Here is a 16,825-nt window from a genome sequence, read left to right as displayed (position 1 = left end):
TATAAAAATCACTGTATAAGATTGCAAAGATTCTTCTAACCGCTTCTTAGCAAGGCTACTTCGGTTATTTTCATGAAACTGTTAAATTATAAAAAGGAAAAAATATGAAATTAATTGCCTTTAATAAAATAAATCTAGTAGGTTTGACACTTGCAATCAGTTCAAGTGCAATTGCTCAATCCAACAGCGATGGCCGCCCCGTTTATACCCCTAATGATAAAATTTATTCGAAAACAATTACCCCTCTCCTAAAATCCGCACCACGTTCCTTAGCTGCGCAAAAGCTCGCTCCCTCTTCTTTCCCAGATGAAGCAGAAATTCTTTGCAGTTATGATCAATGCACTTTTGGTTTGACCAGAGGACTCGTTTTGGGTGGAGATGTTTTTGGCATGGCATATGCACCTTTACGTCAATACTTTGATCCCAATTGGGAAAGCGGAGATCTTTATCTTATTGATGTCTTCGGCGGTTTTCAAATATTAAGAGATGTCGATAATAAAAGCTTTATGAATGCACAAATTGGATATAGACGCATTTCGTATTCAAACAACGGAAATACAATTGCTGACCAAGGAATTTCTTTAAAAGTCAATTATTCTGCGCAAATTACTCCAGTATTTTTATTTGGAATTTCTTTTGCGACTTACCAAGCAAACAACGCTACAACAACGGATTCAAACAGCATATTAACAAGCTCAACAAATCATGCAAATTTTTCAAAGTCCGCTGGATATTTTTATAGAATTTCACAAAAATATCCTACTTATCAAATTTCTCTTCCGGGTGACCTTGAAGTTGCAAATTGGGGTTCAGAAGATACGGGATTGATTGCACCCATTCGTGTCTATGCGCATGTAGAACCGTTCTATATTCAAAACAATATAAATTTTGTTTACGATAACATCAATCTTAAAAAGCAAGAACAGAACTTTGGCATTCGCGTAGCAGGAACTTCGTCATTTGAATCACAGCAAGGAGATAAAGCTGGACGATATGCATTTCTATGCTCTCTTGGTCTCGATGTACAAACCTCAGTCTTCAGCTCAACGAACACATCAGCCAATGCTGATGCAGACTTGCCGGCTCGTAACTGGATATCTCCCTATGTCAACATAGCTGCGAGCTGGCAATTTTAAGAAGAAACAGCTTGTACTTGAAAGAGTATCGCTGTTATGACAACCTTTAACTTTACGATATTGCGAAACTTTATAACCGACGGCTGAAAAATCAATCTTGCCAATGAATAGACTTATGAAGCAAGTTCAAAGCACAAGAAAGGGTTCCATATATGAAGATATCTGATCTCTCCATTCAAGAAAGCTTTGGAGGTAAAACTGTACTTCTCATAGGAGGGAGTGGATTTATCGGTAAGGTTTGGCTTTCCATGCTTGTCGATTTCATTCCTGATATAAAAAAAATATACATTTTAGTGCGCCCCAATAAAGGCAAAGAAGGCAATCTACGATTTAGTGAAATTTATGCTAAAAGTCCCGCTTTTGTTAAATTACATCAAAAATTTGGTAATAATATTGAGAGCCTTAAAAATATTGAAGCCATAACAGGTGATATTTGTTCAGTAAAACTTGGACTCAACAAAGCTGTATTAGCAAAATTAATAGAAGATACAGATCTCGTAGTAAATTTCGCAGCTGATTTAAGATTTTCAGCCCCTCTCGATCAAATGTTACAAACAAACTCAGGAGGGGTGCTCAATATAGCTGAATTTATTTTATCAACTAAAAAAGCTAAATTATTGCACGTTTCAACCTGTTACGTTGCAGGAATGGCAGATGGATTGGTTTCTGAAAAATTATCTAAGAATATTTCTCCAAATGGAGCAAGATTCTCTGCACAAGATGAGTACAATTGGGGGATGCAAGAATCCCTAGGAGCACGTTCAAGAAGTGCAACAGATAAAGAATTAAAATTAATTGGCACCTTAAGAGCAGAGCGATTGGGATGGCCGAATACCTACACATATACCAAAGCTCTTGGTGAAATTCTTTTATCTGAAAAATTACCTCGCGATCGCCTTTGTATTTTCCGACCCAGTATTGTTGAATCAGCAGAAAAATATCCTTTTCCTGGATGGAACGAAGATTTTAATGGAACAGCACCTTTTATCCAAATGTTAAGTTCTAGATATCGCCTTTTAGTAGCTAAGCCAAATCATAATTTAGATATAATTCCAGTTGATTATGTTGCAAGAGGTTTAACAATCGCAGGTTCAGCACTTTTGAGTCACAAACATTTAGAAATATATCATAGTTCTACTTCTGCATTAAATCCTTTATCAGTTGCATTGGCAACTGATTATATTTGTCAATATTATAAGACATTTGAAAGAAAAAGATTAGATGGAATTTTATTTCCATACCCAAAAATAAAATTTATTTCTCCTAAACATATTTTTTCTGGTCCGAGTCTGACTAAGATAGAAAAAACATTTTCTTTCTTTATTGATAAAATGAAATTAGAAAAGAATTCATCTTATATGCTTTCAAGATTTGGAATTAGTAATAAACTCGAAATTATAAAAAGAAAAGCAAAAAGCATAGATGTTATAATGAATGTCTATAAACCTTTTATTTACGACTATAATTATACTTTCAAATCAGAAAACTTAATGGCACACCGTGTGGCTGAAAAAGAGTTTGCATATAATCCAACTGAAATAAATTGGGATAGATATTGGAGAGAAATACATATACCTGGTCTAAATAGGTGGTGTCTTTCTCAAATGAAGTCTCTTTCAACTAAAAAGAAAGAACTCACTTAATATCTTTAATCTTAGTTACCCATACCCACCATTTTTCAGTGGTTTTATTGTTATTAATCCGAGCATAATTATAAAATGTTTTAAAAAACTTTTCTCTTCTTTTAGCTAGATCTTTTTTATGTAATTTAACTGGCCTCAATAATATGTGAGCTCCTTGCCTTTCCATAATATCTTTGTAAGAAACTTTTTTGGCGTTTTTAACGCATATCATACATGACTAAAAAAGTGGTAGTTCTTCCTTTTCCAGCATGGCAATAGAAATGCAGCCACATGGTATCATAAATACTTTTAGAAATAGTTGAAAATCATCTATTTCTTCTCCTGATGGAAGTTCATGATCTTTCACCTTAAATCTTTTATATGCAATTTTATAGTTTCTCAACATCGATTCTTCCGACAAAAAACTTTTAGTTTCAAATGATTTAAAATCACTCGTAGATCGTGATTGATTAATTATCGTAACAGGTGATCCATTGATAAAACCATGTTCCTCTTCACGCAGATCAACTATAATTAATTTATCCTTTTCAATACCTATCGTATTTTTTAATATCCAATTTAAAGAACCTGCTGAGATCTGAACACTCCCAGAGATTTTTAATCTGTTTAAACCTTAAAAAAAGTATAAAATTTAATAAGACTCATAAAAAAATACCCTCAGTTCATTAAGCACCTAGGTTATTAAATCTTAGACCAGTGTTGATTGCAATTTTATAAATTTATATTTTTAATCTTTGATATATCCAGGAAGTTTCTCTGCTGCAGAAACTTTACATATATTTACGATTTTATCAGATCCTGGCAAACGATAATTTTGAATTCTTTCCTTTACAGACTGATAATTTTTCTCATCAGTATAATGTTCAAATCCTTTAATTTCTCTAAAATAATCCCCCCAATAAAACTCAGCAAAATTACCATAAGAAGGCAATGATGTGTCGAAGCAGAATTTTGATTTGTCATCAGCTATAAATCCAGCTAAAGAACGGAAGGGGTCATTTTTTACTTCAAAAATTCTTTTTGGCAATTCTTTTGGACTGCGAAATATTCCTTTATCTTTGAGATAAACGTCATTGTTTTTCAACATTTCATCCCAGAATGCTGCTTGCTCCATATTAGGATTGCTGAGGTAAATATTTTTATCAACCTGCACTAAGATAGTAAATATATTGGATTCTTCTTTCATAAGTTTTTCGACGAGTTTCATTCTATGATGACCATCGGTCAAATAGAAACCTTCAGCTTTTTTCGGGCCAATGACCAAACTAGGGGGTTTTTCACATAAAAACTCTTGTGCTTTAGCTGGTTTACCGATAAATCGCTGTTTTATGTCCAAGACATACGAATCACCGTAAGTAAACTGGGTCGGACGAATGTCCGCAAACGCAATAGAACAGATTTCCCCAGGTTCTGAAGTATTAGAACATTTTGGATATGTGATTACTTGGTTAGTTACAGAATCAACACACTCTGTGTGTGTTGAATGTAATTTTTGTATGACATGGCTTGTCGGCACAGTACAACTTATTGCTCCTAATGAGCTCGCCCCTGAAATATATAATAAAATCAAGCCTTTTGCCTTCATATTCATTCAAGAAACTCCATTTTTTATGAACTATCAGCAATTTTGTAGATTTTTATACAAAATTACGAAAATCATATAGACAAATTATCCATAATTTAGCAAGAATTAAATTTGAAGTTTTATTTTATAAAGAAGAATTTTGTCTATATATTTTATATTATTACTTTTTATTTTAATTAGAGGCCAGATAGGTTTTTATAATTTTTCAATTCTTTCAGATCCTCTGGGAGCAAAAAGACTCCTCCTGACCCAGAATTCTGTAACTTAGTACTTTCTTCAAAAGCAAAGTAACAGCGTTTGGCTATATCCGACTTAGGATAAACGATAACACACGCCTTTAAATATGCATCCCCAATATTTAATGACGCAAAAGGCTCTAATGCATTGTTTATAATACCCAAATAATAAAGAGATTTAGCTTGAACTTCTTTTGGAGTATCTTTTTTACTTTCAAGTTGACTATATATGAGACTATAATAACGCATTCTATTTATTGTAAATGCTGGGTCAAAAGCCAAAGTGTTTTCTTGCGCTTCCATTCCTATGTCTTGATCAATTTTCGCAAAAATATCGATGCTTTTAAAAGAAAAACTGTTTTTACTTTCATCATTCCACTGCTTAAAGCTTTTTGCCCATTCAAGTATTTCATCTCTTCCTTCTTTTGGTACCTTTTTGGAATTCGCAAGTTTAGTGAAAACCTCATACCCTCTTTCCGCAGACGGATTCACTCGGACTAAATAAATTGCAAGATAATTAAGAGTTTTTTGCATATCTATCCAAGGGATTTTATTTTTTTCAAAATCATCGATTCGTTGAATAAGAATCTTCTCCGCAACACCAAATTGACGAGTTGTATACAGATAATCTATTTTTTCATTCTCTGTTAATTGAGCGAACATTTTTTCATTATTATTAAATAAATAGTTTTGGCTGCCAGAAGGAGCCGTGTGACACGCTATACACGACTGAATAGCTGATTTTAATACATAACGGGCACTTGATTTCCTATTATTTTTAAAACTAAACTCTGCTCTTTTTAAATTATCTACTAAAATACTTATATTGATTTTAGCAGCTATATTTTCTTTCATCCGCGCATGGCTTTCCGCATTTTTCGCCCCATCTGCTATTGCAACCAAATTAATCAAAATAAACTTGCTATTTTTTGGGTCTTTAAAGTCCTGCTCGGAAAATAAAAATGGAAATATATTTTCCAAATTTTTTCTCATATCATCCATGGAAGTATATAAATTTCCTGCTTTTGATTTATCATTCTTTTTTCCTTGTTCCAAAGCGTCACTATTAAAAGAAAAAATTAAAGCTACAAAAACCGCTATAAAGTGACTCTTCATTTTGAACATATCTATCTCCTTTGAACTTCGCTCGAAACAGCTTGAAGACTTGAAAAATTATATCACAATCAGACACTTTTCTATATAAAATGAATCAGCTAAGAATGTCTGATCGATCATTCATCTCTTAAATATCTTAAAAAATGATTTACTCAAAATCTCACTTAAAATAATATAATTTATGAATTCAATTTGGAGGAAGTCAATATGACTGAAAATCAAAGTTCGAAAGCTCCTAGTGAAGTTATTCGTTTGAAAGATTCCAACTCTTCAATTTTCGTAAAATATACTGTTGAGCGATTGAAATTTCAACGAATCATCAATTTCCTTGTTCTTATGCCATTTTGTGGCGGAATCATTCTCATATTTAAATATATTATGCGCTATAAGATACATGAAATGAAGACTATTCGTAAACAATTTAAAGAAATAACAAAAAGTAACAATCCAATTATAATATGTTCAAATCACCTTACTTTTATAGATTCTTGCCTTATCATTTGGGCATTGGCCCCACTCATTTGGTATCAATTTCATTTTAATTATTTTTCATGGAATTTACCTGCTGGAGATTTTTTTGGAAAAAAGAAACGCTACCGTTTGATTGCATTACTTTGTAAATGTATTTTTATTCACCGAGATGCCTCACCGATTCATCACAATGAAATATTAGATATTTGCAAAAAACTTCTGATTAAAGGAGAAATTGTTACTATTTTTCCTGAAGGGAAAAGAAGTAGAACTGGAAATTTTGATCCAAATCAGTTGACTTATGGTGTGGGGAAAATTATTCAATGCGTCCCCAAATGTCGAGTTCTCTGCGTTTATATTAGAGGAGATAAACAAGAGAGCTATTCAAATTACCCGATTAAGGGCTCAAATTTTTATATGAAAATGGAAGTTATAACACCACAAACAGCATTAACAGGAAAAGAGGGCTGTAGTGAAATTGTAAATCAAATAGCTCAGACAATTAAAAAGCAAGAAGAACTTTATTTTTCAAAACATAAATCAGGAGTTATTAAACGCAATGAAATTTATGGAAATCAAAAGCAGAACACCACGCATAATTGACACACACAGAAAACCCTTAGCCGTTATAACAGGAGCAACGAGTGGTATAGGACATTCATTTGCTGTCAAGTTTGCAAAAGAGGGTTATGATTTATTACTAATTGCTCGTGACACACAAAGATTAAATCAAATAGAGTATGACCTATCAAATAAATATAATACCAAAGTATATGTTTTAACTGCAGATCTCTCAAAAAGAGAGGCTATCATTAAAATAGCAAATTATTTAAAAGAAGAAGCCATTGATGTTGATGTACTCATAAACAATGCAGGATTTGGCGTACATGGAGCTTTTCAAGAAACTGAAATAAATAAAGAGCTTGAAATGGTTGATCTACAAATTAGCACCACACTTGCTCTGACAAAAATAATTTTACCGAACATGCAAAAAAGAAAATCTGGATATATATTAAATGTAGGGTCTGTTTATTCATTCACTCCAGTTCCATTTCAATCCGTTTATGGTGGATGCAAATCATTTTTATATTCATTTTCATCTTCTCTCGCATATGAGACTAAAAAAGACGGAATTAAAGTAACTTTATTATGCCCCGGAATCACAAAGACTGAATTTAGAGTGAGATCAAAAGTCGGGCGCTATGCACAAAATATTAATAACAAATTGAGCCAACTCAATCAAAAAGGGATGGAGCCTGACCTAGTTGCAGAACAAGGTTACAAAGCTCTTATGCGAGGAGACAAAATTTGTATACCAGGTCTAACCAATAGAATCTTCGTGCAAATTGCGACTCGTCTGCCCACTTCTTTTCTTAATTCGGCTCTTACTTTGATTAACAATTTCAGGGGCGTCAATCCCAAAAACGCCTAAACGCAATTCTTCATCAACTGGAAAAACTTTTCCAGGATTTAAAATATTTTTGGGATCCAAAGCATTCTTCACACCTTTCAATGCTTTAATACCTGTTTGAGAAATTTCACTTTCCATCCACGGAGAATGTTCATAACCAACGGCATGATGATGAGAGAGAGTTGCCCCATTTTTCATAAAAGTATCTGTTATTAATTTCTTATAACCATAATATTGCTCTATTTCTTTTCCAACTATTTGCTTAGCAGCATAGGTAAAATAAAGGCATGCGCCCGTTTTATATGTGTGTGAAATGTGACAGCCAATATACCCAGAACCGTCTCCATGTGATTTGAAATATTTATTTATTTCTTCAATTGTTTTTTTATGCACGTTCAATAATTTTGACCATACTGCTGCTGTTTCTGCCACATCCACCATTACACCGTAATCCATAATAAAATCACGCAAATAAGGAACGTTAAATTTATCTTTTGACCATGTTTTGCCAATCCCTTTTCCTAATGAGAAGGCCCTATGTTTCTTAAGAATTTTTGTTGCTTCGTTAGCAATTATTTGAACTTGTTTTGCATCACCTTCAAAACCTACGACCATGATACAAGGACGACTGTAACCCGTCATAGATAATATTCGTTTTAATTGTTTTTGGACAATCGATTCGATTCCTTTTTTTGGTGATTTTAAATTAAATGCCAGTTGAGTTTCACCTTCATCTTGAAAGCGAATCATACTTGGTACCCAATTTTTATCGATGCACTCCCTAATAGCTTCCACACCTTTTTCAAAATTTGGGAAAAGATAACCACGATAATCTTTAACTTCTGGTGATTTATGTATGCGCATTGTTGCTTCTGTTATAACACCTAATATTCCTTCAGACCCAACAATAAGTCGATTGATATCTGGACCAGCACTCGAAGCTGGAGTGGTTCTTGTTACGATAGTTCCTGTCGGAGTGACCATTTTTAACGAAACAAGCATATCTTCTATTTTTCCATAGGCATCGGATTGCATACCTGCAGAGCGAGTGGCAAGCCATCCACCTAAAGTCGAATATTCAAAAGAGTCTGGAAAATGTCCCAATGCCCATCCTTTGTCAGATAAATCTTTTTCTAACTTTGGACCAAGTGCACCCGCCTGAATAACAGCAGTTTGCGATTGTGGATCTATTGATATAAGTTTATTCATATTCCGCATATCTAAGGAAACAACGCAGCGAGGTCCTTTTTCAGTCACAGTTTGATCACGAGGATCCACTCCACCAACAATATTTGTTCCCCCACCAAATGGAATGACACACACATTGTATTGATGTGCATATTTAATAATATTTTCAACTTCATCATGTGAAGATGGATATATAATAATATCAGGAGATTTTTTTACGACTCCTTTGCGCACATAGAAGAGATCCGCATATGATTTTCCATATGAGTGGAGCAATCGATCATCTTCAGAAGAACTAATTTGTTCTATTTTTAAAAATTGTTTTACAGCATTTAAAAAATCATCATTTATATTTGCAGGACTCAGAATAATATCTTCTCTCTTAACAGGTTCAGTGATTTTATTATTCTCTGAAATTGAAATTGTTTTTTTTATCCAAGGCCAAAGATTTGGTTTATCTTCAATTGGAAATGTTTTATTAATATCACCCCAGCCCCACCATTTCATCATATATTTTCTCCTCCACTGAAATTAGATAAATAAACAGAAAATCCACTTAAAAGATAATCTTAGAATAGACATTATAAAGTATTTTTATTTTCAAATCAATTATTCATTTTTTTACTTTTTTTCCATTTACTTATTTCATTTTCGCATCGAGCTCGCGGATTTTTCTATTTGCTTTTTCATGGTTTGGTTCAATTTTTATTATCATTTGACATATTTTTTTTGCCTTTGCAAATTCATTCATATCAATATAACACAATGCCTTATTAAACAGAACTTTTGTGTCTTTAGGATCTTCACGAATCGCAATGTCATAATATTTAATCGCTTCATCAAATCGGTTTAAGTCTTTATAGCATATACCCATTAAGTTTAAAAGACTTATCCTATTTTCTGAGTTTTCAAGTGCTTTGTCAAAATACATGACCGCTTTTTCTAGTTTCCTTTGATAAAATAATGATCTTGCATACTGCTCATATATACTTTGGTAATCAATTCCTGAATTTGTTGCATCATCTAAAAACTCTTCTGCTTCTTTAAACCTTTGCTTTTCAATTAAGGAATTCGTTATAGCTTCATAGCGAAGAGGGTTTTTTGGGCTCAGAAAAACCGCTCTTTTATAAAAATAAATCGCTTGATCTATCATATTTCGATCCATACAAATATTTGCCATTTCATCAAAACCTTGGACATATTGATTGTTATTATCAATTGCCTTACGGCAAAAATACTCGGCACTTTCAAAGTTATCAAAACTTCGGTAGCAGCGCGAAAGACCTATACAAGCCCGTGCAGACTGTGGATATGACTTTAAGAGAGATTCATAAATATTGAATGCCTGTTGATACTTCTTATCAGCCAATAAACTTTTTGCTTGAGAAAAAAGATATTCTTTATTCTTAGGATCATTGTAATGATTGAAGCAAACGGGAATTTTTTCAACCAACATTTGAAAGGTAAATGGTTTCTTTATGAAACCATCTATTTCATATTCAGCAAGCATGGCAATTTGTTCTTTTGAAATCTCAGTGCTCATCATTAAAAATGGCATAAATCCGATTTTTTTATCTTCCCTTATTTCTTTTAGCAATTCAATACCATCCATTGCATCAAGATTTAATTCACAGATTACGAAATCGATTTTTCTTGTTATTAGATTCGCATAAGCAATATGCGCAGAAGGGGATTTAATGATATTTTTAAAACCTAAAGATTTCAAACCCATTGAAATAATATCGCGAAATGAATCACTATGATCTACTATGAGAAATGACATATCTAAAGATAAATCACTCATTTTTGTCATCTAACTCAGCCCTTTATAAACTTCAAAATTCATACTCATTTAAATTTTTAAAACACTTCACTATAATTTCAATGTCTCTCAAAAGACTCTCATTTAGTTCTGTAAACTTAGCAGTGATTGTAAATTTATTTACTTCTACGGTGTTGCATATAGCATTTATTTTTAAGACATTTTTATTTGTGATATTAAATAATTCAGGGTCAATTAATATAAAAAAATTTTCACTTTTTTTAAAATCAAATTTATTTTTTTCAAATCTTACAGTAAAATCATTCAGAGAAATGTTCAACAAAGTACACTCAAACGTTCTTTTAGAATCCATTTTTTGCAAAAGCACAGGGATGCCCGCCAAATAGCTTTCTTCTCCCTTTGGTTTTCTGCTTTTAGCTCCGCTTTTTTTTGGCGCTTTCATAAAAAAAATTCCAAAAATCTTTATATTCATACTGCTAGAAGATTTAATTTTTTCTAGCAATGAAAATTAATTTCCATTTATTTAAATTACACTATATTTAAGCATTTTGGTATGAGTTGGGTCTAATAAGACATTAGCTCAAAATGCTGGCAATCCCTCGTTTTTTTCTCGGATCTTCATTGGACTGATTAAATACCTTGAAAAATAAATATAAATTGTCACGATAAACGTTGCGATAGAGAGATAAAGCCAATAATCATTGCTATTTTGTAGCCTGCCATAGATCCATATGCCAAAGCCACCACCAAGCGACTCACCCAAAGCCATGCTCAAAGAGAGTAAACTGACCCAAATCGCTTTATTTTCAGACCCACAGATATTGAGAGAGAGGACATCGAGTGCTGGGCAAAAAAGTATTTCTGCAAGAGCGATTAGAAAAATAATTGCCGCAGCAAAGATATAATCTGCGCAATTATAATAAATCAGCAAGAATGCTATGCAATAAAAAAATGAAGAGCGATATAAATTTTTATATGGATCTCCTTTATCTAGTTTATCAGTTATATTCGTTACAACAATTTGCAGTGAAATTATTATAATTGAAATAAAGAAATAATATGAAGCTAGTAATTCTTTTCTATGCAAAGTGTTGCCAATATGATAAGCTATCGTGTTATAAATTTGTCCATACATAAAATATAATATGAAAAAATTGAAAGCAACAAGCAAGAAAGATCTATTCTTTAAAAAATTAAAATAGATAGCTATATTTTTATCTTTCGCGTTCGTTAATTTGTTATTTTTTGGATTCTTAATAGCCAATATTGTAAAAATAACCATAAGGATTGTCATGCAAGCAATAAATAGAATAATAAGTAAACTTTCCTGATTATTATTCAACAACAATATCGCACCCGGTTGAGAAATCGCCCCTGCAATATTAACAGAAGTTAAAATCAGAGAAAAAATACTGCTCTTATTTTTAGCTTTTTCAGCAATCCGAAATGAGAAAACTTTACTCGCAGTGCTTGTTATAGACACGCCTAATCCTATCAGTAAGATAGAAGTAAAAATGAATACATTAGATTGAGAAAAATAGTAAACAATAAAACCAAGAGTAACGATAAGAGATCCCAAAGCGATGCCTATCTCTGGTTCAATGCTATCTAAATAATAGGATAACAATAATTTTGCGGATCGATAGGTAATTGTATACGTTAATGACGATAAAGCTATAAAGTCTGGACTCAAATTACGATTCGCTAATATCAGCACAAGCGAAAATAGAAAACCAAAAAACGTTAAATGACTGATAAAGTAATAAACTGTAATTATATAATGGTCTTTATAATTTTTATTTAAATACTGAGATATTTCCATTAAAAATCCTCTTATTTGGTTTTTGTTTGTATTTAAAACAATTTAGAAATTTATATTTCACTAAATTATACTTTTTTTCAAGTCCTAATTTAATAATTAAATAATTATTATTTATTAAAAAATAAAGACCCCAACTTTTAAAGTCGGGGTCTTTATTTTTGTTATATGAAAGGTAAAATAATTCTTAAATCACTCACCGTCTTTGAGTTTTTCAACCTTACTGAATTCAAGTTCAACTGGAGTTGCACGACCAAACACAGAAATAAGTAAGCGCAATTTCATCTTGTCAGCCTTAACTTCGTCAATATCACCCACAAAGTTTGTAAATGGCCCATCAATAACTTTAACCTTTTCACCTTTTTCGAAGGCTGTGACAGGTTTAGCAGGCGATGCCTTGGTGGCTTCTGCAGCACGGTTAAAGATACGGCTGATTTCTTCATCGGGCACGGGTTTTGGATCTTGGTTGGCTGCAGAACCTATAAATGAAGATATTTTTGGTGTGTCTTTCACACAGCCAAAAGTAGCTTTATGCACAGGATCCATTTGAACAAATAGATAGCCAGGCATCATTTTCTGCTCAACCTTCTTTTTCTTTCCACTTTCGTCGATTTTTTCGATAGTCATGGTTGGAATTAAAATTTGGCCAAAATAATCGGTCATTTTTAACTTTTTAATACGCTCTTCAAGCGTTGCTTTTGCTTTCTTTTCCATACCTGACTGTGTCAAAACAGCATACCATTTGAATCTTTCATGAGAAAAAGAAGATGGCGCAGTGGATGCGTCTGTTTCATTTGTTTTGTGTTCTACCATGAGTTTTTTTTCCTCAAAAATTATACTCTATTATTATGCTGCTGTAGACATAATTAAATTAATTATCTTTAAAAAGACAGTGTCCGCTAAAAAAAGCACAATAGATGCAACGATAACCAAAGCAATAACGATCGCAGTGGTTTTTTGCGCTTCTTTAAAAGTTGGCCATGCAACGCGAGAAAGCTCATCCCCAACATCAACTATGAATGTCTTTAACTTTTTATTCAGAATTAAACCAACAGTCACTAACAAAGTTAAAACCGTTGCTACAACTATACTTACAGTCGTAAAATTGTGATTCTGAAGACTAAAAATACTTGATACATTTTGTGGGAAATAATGCTTTCCGAGAAAGACCCAAAGTGAATAAAAAATATACCAGAAATATGCTGCTATAATACCATACAAAAGAGCTGCATAACGATAGGCAATGTTCGAAACTTCATTCATTTGCTTTTGTTCTCCTGTCGAGTCAAGCTTTTCAGCCAAACGTACCATAAGTGTGAGAGCTAACACGGTTCTATTTTATTGAGCAAGACAAATCATGCTCGCAAAGCTGCCAAAAAATGAGAATCTCCTTATAAATCTCGATTTACCAAGGGGAGTCTAAGATGTGTCCATTGGCGAAGACTTTTATCAGTCTTTTTGTGAGTCGCTTCTCGAAAACTAAATAGGACTGGATGACTATACGTATTCTCTCGTAAAATCTCAATGTTTCGTTCAGGTATCCCTGAAATCACACATTCGAGTGCAGCAAGCAGCTGCAGATCGGGAAAAATTTTTACTGTATTGCTATTAATTGAAGTTAAGGAGTTGTGCTTAGTTTCAATCAAACTCTTAAAAGATTTATCCTTTTTGAAATCAATCAGCTCCAGATAAAGATCGTTCAAGGAATCTTGGTTTTGATACTTTTGCAAGAGAAGATCTTTGTGTTGCATCAATGCCTGCAAAACATCTTCTCCACATTCATAACTGACTGCAAATATTGCGGGGGCGATATGTATATGCAGATTTTGCAAAAAATCTTGCACTTTATAACCAAGTCGCAAAGCTTCTTGCATAATTTTATCAAAAGTGTTTTGTAAGATTCCTGAACTCAAACCCCGCCAACCCGCATGTGCTAATGCCCCAATAAAGCAATTCTTATCTTCAAAGCAGAAAGCCACCGCTAGACAATCGGCTGTGCGAATTGCTAAATTTTCTTTTATCGCATGTAAATGCTCTAAAGATGAAGACTTTTCAAAGCAAATATAATGTGCATCGGCTTCGCTATTATCCCCCGCAGGCACCACCCGATTGCTGTGACATGCTTTTAATACATAGGAACTTGTTAATGGTTCATTTAAAGTATAAGAAATTGAGCAATTGAGCCCAGAAACTGGAATATTTTTATTAGAATCTTTAGAAAAGGGAGACTCTTTTACTACAACGGTCTTTGGCAAAAACCGCTGTACAAAAGAATGAGGGATATAAGTTGGATAATCATTTAAGTTTAAAGAAACTAAAATTTGCATAAAACCAACATTATTTATTGAGTGAATGCACCAATACGCCTGTCGCCACGCTTACGTTGAGAGAGTCTACTGTACCATGTCCACCTGGTATTTTTACGACATAATCACAGTTTTTAATAACTTCATTGCGCAAACCTTTGCCTTCATTCCCCATGACCGCAACCCAAGTTCTGTCTTTTGGTAGGTCATTTAAAGAAGTTGCTTCTTCGCTTAATGCGGCTCCCGCAATCCATGAACCCGCTTCTTTTAGTTGAATAAGCGCGCGATTGATATTCACAGTTGGAATAAGAGCAATTGAGAAGGCTCCTCCTGCTGAAGTTTTTAATACGAGGGAAGTGATATCAGCCTGTCTATCGTTGCCATAAACGATAAATTTAAGTCCAAAGAAAGCTGCACTGCGTATAATCGCACCAAAATTACGTGGATCTTGGATTTGATCGAGCACAAGTCCGACACAGCCATGCTCTGAATTTTCGTTTGCACTCTTAATAAATTCAATTGCATCAACGATATTTTGGGTAGGATATTCTGGAATTTTGAGACAAACGCGTTGGTGGTTTAAATCTTCTGCAGCATCGGCAAGAGGCCAGGTTTCTTCTGCTGAAGTGTGCGGAATAACTTTGATACCAAGCAATTGTGAAGATTCGACTGCTGGTTTTAACTGTGAAGGAGCCTTGCCCGCTTTGTCTACAATGATGTGGAGTGTATATTTTTGATTATCGATTTCTTTATTTTGATGTAAATTGGACAAAAATGCTTCGACTGTCCTTCTTCCCCAAATGAAGAGCTCACGTGGCGCTCTGTCGTTTGTGCGTTCTCTTCTTTCAGGTCTTTTTGCAAAGTTTACTGATTTCTCGAGATTGCTACGTCCTTCTTTTGCCTCACGGGTAAAACGACTTCTTGGATTTTGTGGTCTTTCTGTGCGAACAGGTCTTTCAGTTCTACTCGAACGCTCTGTTCTTACAGGTCTTTCCGTACGGCTTGATCTTTCAGTTTTTTGTGGTTTTTTATAAGAATCATCGCTTTTACGTGCTGATACTCTTGAAAAGGAAGGCTTTTCACCCCTTTGTGACCTTGAAGATTGTTTCGCTTTGCCAACACGTTCTTCTCTCTTAGGTGAACGCTCTTCTCTTTTTCTAAAAACCATTTTTAAATCTCTTTCGTACTAAAGTAAAATGATGTTAACGCATCAGGAAAACAAGCTATGCCACAGGATACAACAATGTCAAAAACTATCTTCGCTTAGCAACTCATAAAGTAGAATAATTCCCTTTTCGCAATTTTTAAATTTTACTCTTGCGCTAACTTTAGGCTTGTGCTAGCAACAGGATTCCTGTGACTTGAGAGGATTTTCACTATGAGTAAAAGAACATTTCAACCTAGCAATAAAGTTCGTAAACGCAAACACGGCTTCCGTGCACGCATGGCAACCAAAAATGGACGCAATGTTATCAAACGTCGCCGTTCAAAAGGTCGCACTCAACTTGCGGCAACTGTTTACTCTAAGTAAATAAGCCATTTACAAGCTTAAAAAGACGCATTCATTTGCGTCTTTTTTTTTGGATTCAATTCTTGTTATGAAAAGCAGTAATAAACTTGCATTTAAATACATTCTAGCCTTTGGCTCAAATCTGGGAGACAGAAGAAAAAATTTCCATAATGCCATAGAATTACTCAATAAAAAAATAAAAATAATCTCTCAAACGGAGTGGATTGAGACAAAACCACTTGTCCATACGCTTTACAAGACAGATGATCACGAAAATTATTTGAACTTTGTTTGTCTCGTTGAATCTGATCTTCAGCCCGACGAACTATATAATATTATTGTAGAAATTGAAAATTTCCTCGGCCATTCCAGAGAACGCAGATGGATGCCTCGCAATCTCGATATTGATCTCCTCTTTTGCGCAAGGAACGATTCGCAAGAATTTGCAGATTGCACTCCTTTTCCATTTAAAAAAGCACCCGATTTTTCAGTGCCACACGTCGATTATTTTAACAGAAATTTTTGGCGAGAACTGGTCGAAAATGATCTTAAAATTAATGAAGCGACTTTATTAAGACACCATAAAACAGAATTATTTTAAAAAAGCCTTGACACCCTTTA

Annotated in this window: 17 protein-coding genes; 6 read left to right on the top strand and 11 right to left on the bottom strand. The window is 33.7% G+C overall.

Annotated features, from left to right (window positions below; genetic code table 11):
* The first annotated feature begins 104 nt into the window (after positions 1-104).
* Positions 105-1,136: a hypothetical protein gene (locus H7355_RS04165; protein ID WP_186645466.1), complete on the top strand. Its 1,032-nt coding sequence runs from the start codon at positions 105-107 to the stop codon at positions 1,134-1,136.
* Positions 1,137-1,288: 152 nt separating this feature from the next.
* Positions 1,289-2,779 (top strand): fatty acyl-CoA reductase, encoded by a 1,491-nt coding sequence (locus H7355_RS04160; protein ID WP_186645465.1) that lies wholly within the window; start codon positions 1,289-1,291, stop codon positions 2,777-2,779.
* A 197-nt stretch (positions 2,780-2,976) separates the two neighbouring features.
* On the opposite strand, the gene H7355_RS16195 is transcribed toward H7355_RS04160, so the two are convergent.
* From H7355_RS16195 to H7355_RS04145, 3 genes are all read right to left on the bottom strand, one after another.
* Complete coding sequence (locus H7355_RS16195; RefSeq protein WP_186645964.1) at positions 2,977-3,051, bottom strand: hypothetical protein; 75 nt, start codon at positions 3,049-3,051, stop codon at positions 2,977-2,979.
* Between the two features lie 455 nt (positions 3,052-3,506).
* Positions 3,507-4,370 (bottom strand): ParB/Srx family N-terminal domain-containing protein, encoded by an 864-nt coding sequence (locus tag H7355_RS04150; RefSeq protein WP_186645464.1) that lies wholly within the window; start codon positions 4,368-4,370, stop codon positions 3,507-3,509.
* A 170-nt stretch (positions 4,371-4,540) separates the two neighbouring features.
* Positions 4,541-5,725, bottom strand: coding sequence for a hypothetical protein (locus H7355_RS04145; RefSeq protein ID WP_186645463.1), 1,185 nt, complete (start codon positions 5,723-5,725; stop codon positions 4,541-4,543).
* Positions 5,726-5,923: 198 nt separating this feature from the next.
* Between H7355_RS04145 and H7355_RS04140 the strand changes: the two genes are divergently transcribed.
* Together H7355_RS04140 and H7355_RS04135 are read left to right on the top strand one after the other, a co-directional pair.
* Positions 5,924-6,790, top strand: a complete 867-nt coding sequence (locus H7355_RS04140) for a lysophospholipid acyltransferase family protein (RefSeq protein ID WP_186645462.1) — start codon at positions 5,924-5,926, stop codon at positions 6,788-6,790.
* Positions 6,747-7,619, top strand: a complete 873-nt coding sequence (locus tag H7355_RS04135; RefSeq protein ID WP_186645461.1) for an SDR family NAD(P)-dependent oxidoreductase — start codon at positions 6,747-6,749, stop codon at positions 7,617-7,619. The genes H7355_RS04140 and H7355_RS04135 overlap by 44 nt, the downstream gene beginning before the upstream one ends.
* Here H7355_RS04135 and H7355_RS04130 read toward each other — a convergent pair.
* The 8 genes from H7355_RS04130 to rlmB all read right to left on the bottom strand — a co-directional run bounded on the left by H7355_RS04130 (position 7,509) and on the right by rlmB (position 15,862).
* The gene (locus H7355_RS04130; protein WP_186645460.1) at positions 7,509-9,296 is read right to left on the bottom strand and encodes an FAD-binding oxidoreductase; all 1,788 of its coding nucleotides are present in this window, start codon (positions 9,294-9,296) and stop codon (positions 7,509-7,511) included. The genes H7355_RS04135 and H7355_RS04130 overlap by 111 nt on opposite strands.
* A 130-nt stretch (positions 9,297-9,426) precedes the next feature.
* Positions 9,427-10,599 (bottom strand): tetratricopeptide repeat protein, encoded by a 1,173-nt coding sequence (locus H7355_RS04125; protein WP_222435657.1) that lies wholly within the window; start codon positions 10,597-10,599, stop codon positions 9,427-9,429.
* A gap of 22 nt (positions 10,600-10,621) precedes the next feature.
* Complete coding sequence (locus H7355_RS04120; protein ID WP_186645458.1) at positions 10,622-11,011, bottom strand: hypothetical protein; 390 nt, start codon at positions 11,009-11,011, stop codon at positions 10,622-10,624.
* 138 nt (positions 11,012-11,149) lie between these two features.
* The gene (locus H7355_RS04115; protein ID WP_186645457.1) at positions 11,150-12,391 is read right to left on the bottom strand and encodes an MFS transporter; all 1,242 of its coding nucleotides are present in this window, start codon (positions 12,389-12,391) and stop codon (positions 11,150-11,152) included.
* Positions 12,392-12,580: 189 nt separating this feature from the next.
* Entirely contained in the window at positions 12,581-13,201 is a 621-nt protein-coding gene (gene nusG, locus H7355_RS04110) for a transcription termination/antitermination protein NusG (RefSeq protein ID WP_130606149.1), read from the bottom strand.
* A 33-nt stretch (positions 13,202-13,234) separates the two neighbouring features.
* Positions 13,235-13,717 (bottom strand): preprotein translocase subunit SecE, encoded by a 483-nt coding sequence (gene secE / locus H7355_RS04105; RefSeq protein ID WP_130606147.1) that lies wholly within the window; start codon positions 13,715-13,717, stop codon positions 13,235-13,237.
* Positions 13,718-13,779: 62 nt separating this feature from the next.
* Positions 13,780-14,715 (bottom strand): laccase domain-containing protein, encoded by a 936-nt coding sequence (locus H7355_RS04100; RefSeq protein ID WP_186645456.1) that lies wholly within the window; start codon positions 14,713-14,715, stop codon positions 13,780-13,782.
* A gap of 10 nt (positions 14,716-14,725) precedes the next feature.
* Complete coding sequence (gene rlmB / locus H7355_RS04095; protein WP_186645455.1) at positions 14,726-15,862, bottom strand: 23S rRNA (guanosine(2251)-2'-O)-methyltransferase RlmB; 1,137 nt, start codon at positions 15,860-15,862, stop codon at positions 14,726-14,728.
* 210 nt (positions 15,863-16,072) lie between these two features.
* On the opposite strand from rlmB, the gene rpmH reads away from it, so the two are divergent.
* Positions 16,073-16,225, top strand: coding sequence for a 50S ribosomal protein L34 (gene rpmH, locus H7355_RS04090; RefSeq protein ID WP_130606141.1), 153 nt, complete (start codon positions 16,073-16,075; stop codon positions 16,223-16,225).
* A gap of 67 nt (positions 16,226-16,292) precedes the next feature.
* On the top strand, positions 16,293-16,805 hold the full coding sequence (folK, locus tag H7355_RS04085) for a 2-amino-4-hydroxy-6-hydroxymethyldihydropteridine diphosphokinase (RefSeq protein WP_186645454.1): 513 nt from the start codon (positions 16,293-16,295) through the stop codon (positions 16,803-16,805).
* Positions 16,806-16,825 lie beyond the last annotated feature (20 nt).

Source organism: Fluviispira vulneris, assembly GCF_014281055.1.
Lineage (GTDB): Bacteria > Bdellovibrionota_B > Oligoflexia > Silvanigrellales > Silvanigrellaceae > Silvanigrella > Silvanigrella vulneris.
Note: the sequence above shows the minus strand (reverse complement) of the source record. Positions and strands in the feature narration are given on the sequence as shown.

Bases quoted from the DNA above. Each gene is read 5' to 3' on its own strand.
- H7355_RS04165 (WP_186645466.1), top strand. From the start codon at position 105: ATGAAATTAATTGCCTTTAATAAAATAAATCTAGTAGGTTTGACACTT.
- H7355_RS04160 (WP_186645465.1), top strand. From the start codon at position 1,289: ATGAAGATATCTGATCTCTCCATTCAAGAAAGCTTTGGAGGTAAAACT.
- H7355_RS04150 (WP_186645464.1), bottom strand. From the start codon at position 4,370: ATGAATATGAAGGCAAAAGGCTTGATTTTATTATATATTTCAGGGGCG.
- H7355_RS04145 (WP_186645463.1), bottom strand. From the start codon at position 5,725: ATGTTCAAAATGAAGAGTCACTTTATAGCGGTTTTTGTAGCTTTAATT.
- H7355_RS04140 (WP_186645462.1), top strand. From the start codon at position 5,924: ATGACTGAAAATCAAAGTTCGAAAGCTCCTAGTGAAGTTATTCGTTTG.
- H7355_RS04135 (WP_186645461.1), top strand. From the start codon at position 6,747: ATGAAATTTATGGAAATCAAAAGCAGAACACCACGCATAATTGACACA.
- H7355_RS04130 (WP_186645460.1), bottom strand. From the start codon at position 9,296: ATGATGAAATGGTGGGGCTGGGGTGATATTAATAAAACATTTCCAATT.
- H7355_RS04125 (WP_222435657.1), bottom strand. From the start codon at position 10,599: ATGACAAAAATGAGTGATTTATCTTTAGATATGTCATTTCTCATAGTA.
- H7355_RS04120 (WP_186645458.1), bottom strand. From the start codon at position 11,011: ATGAAAGCGCCAAAAAAAAGCGGAGCTAAAAGCAGAAAACCAAAGGGA.
- H7355_RS04115 (WP_186645457.1), bottom strand. From the start codon at position 12,391: ATGGAAATATCTCAGTATTTAAATAAAAATTATAAAGACCATTATATA.
- nusG (WP_130606149.1), bottom strand. From the start codon at position 13,201: ATGGTAGAACACAAAACAAATGAAACAGACGCATCCACTGCGCCATCT.
- H7355_RS04100 (WP_186645456.1), bottom strand. From the start codon at position 14,715: ATGCAAATTTTAGTTTCTTTAAACTTAAATGATTATCCAACTTATATC.
- rlmB (WP_186645455.1), bottom strand. From the start codon at position 15,862: ATGGTTTTTAGAAAAAGAGAAGAGCGTTCACCTAAGAGAGAAGAACGT.
- rpmH (WP_130606141.1), top strand. From the start codon at position 16,073: ATGAGTAAAAGAACATTTCAACCTAGCAATAAAGTTCGTAAACGCAAA.
- folK (WP_186645454.1), top strand. From the start codon at position 16,293: ATGAAAAGCAGTAATAAACTTGCATTTAAATACATTCTAGCCTTTGGC.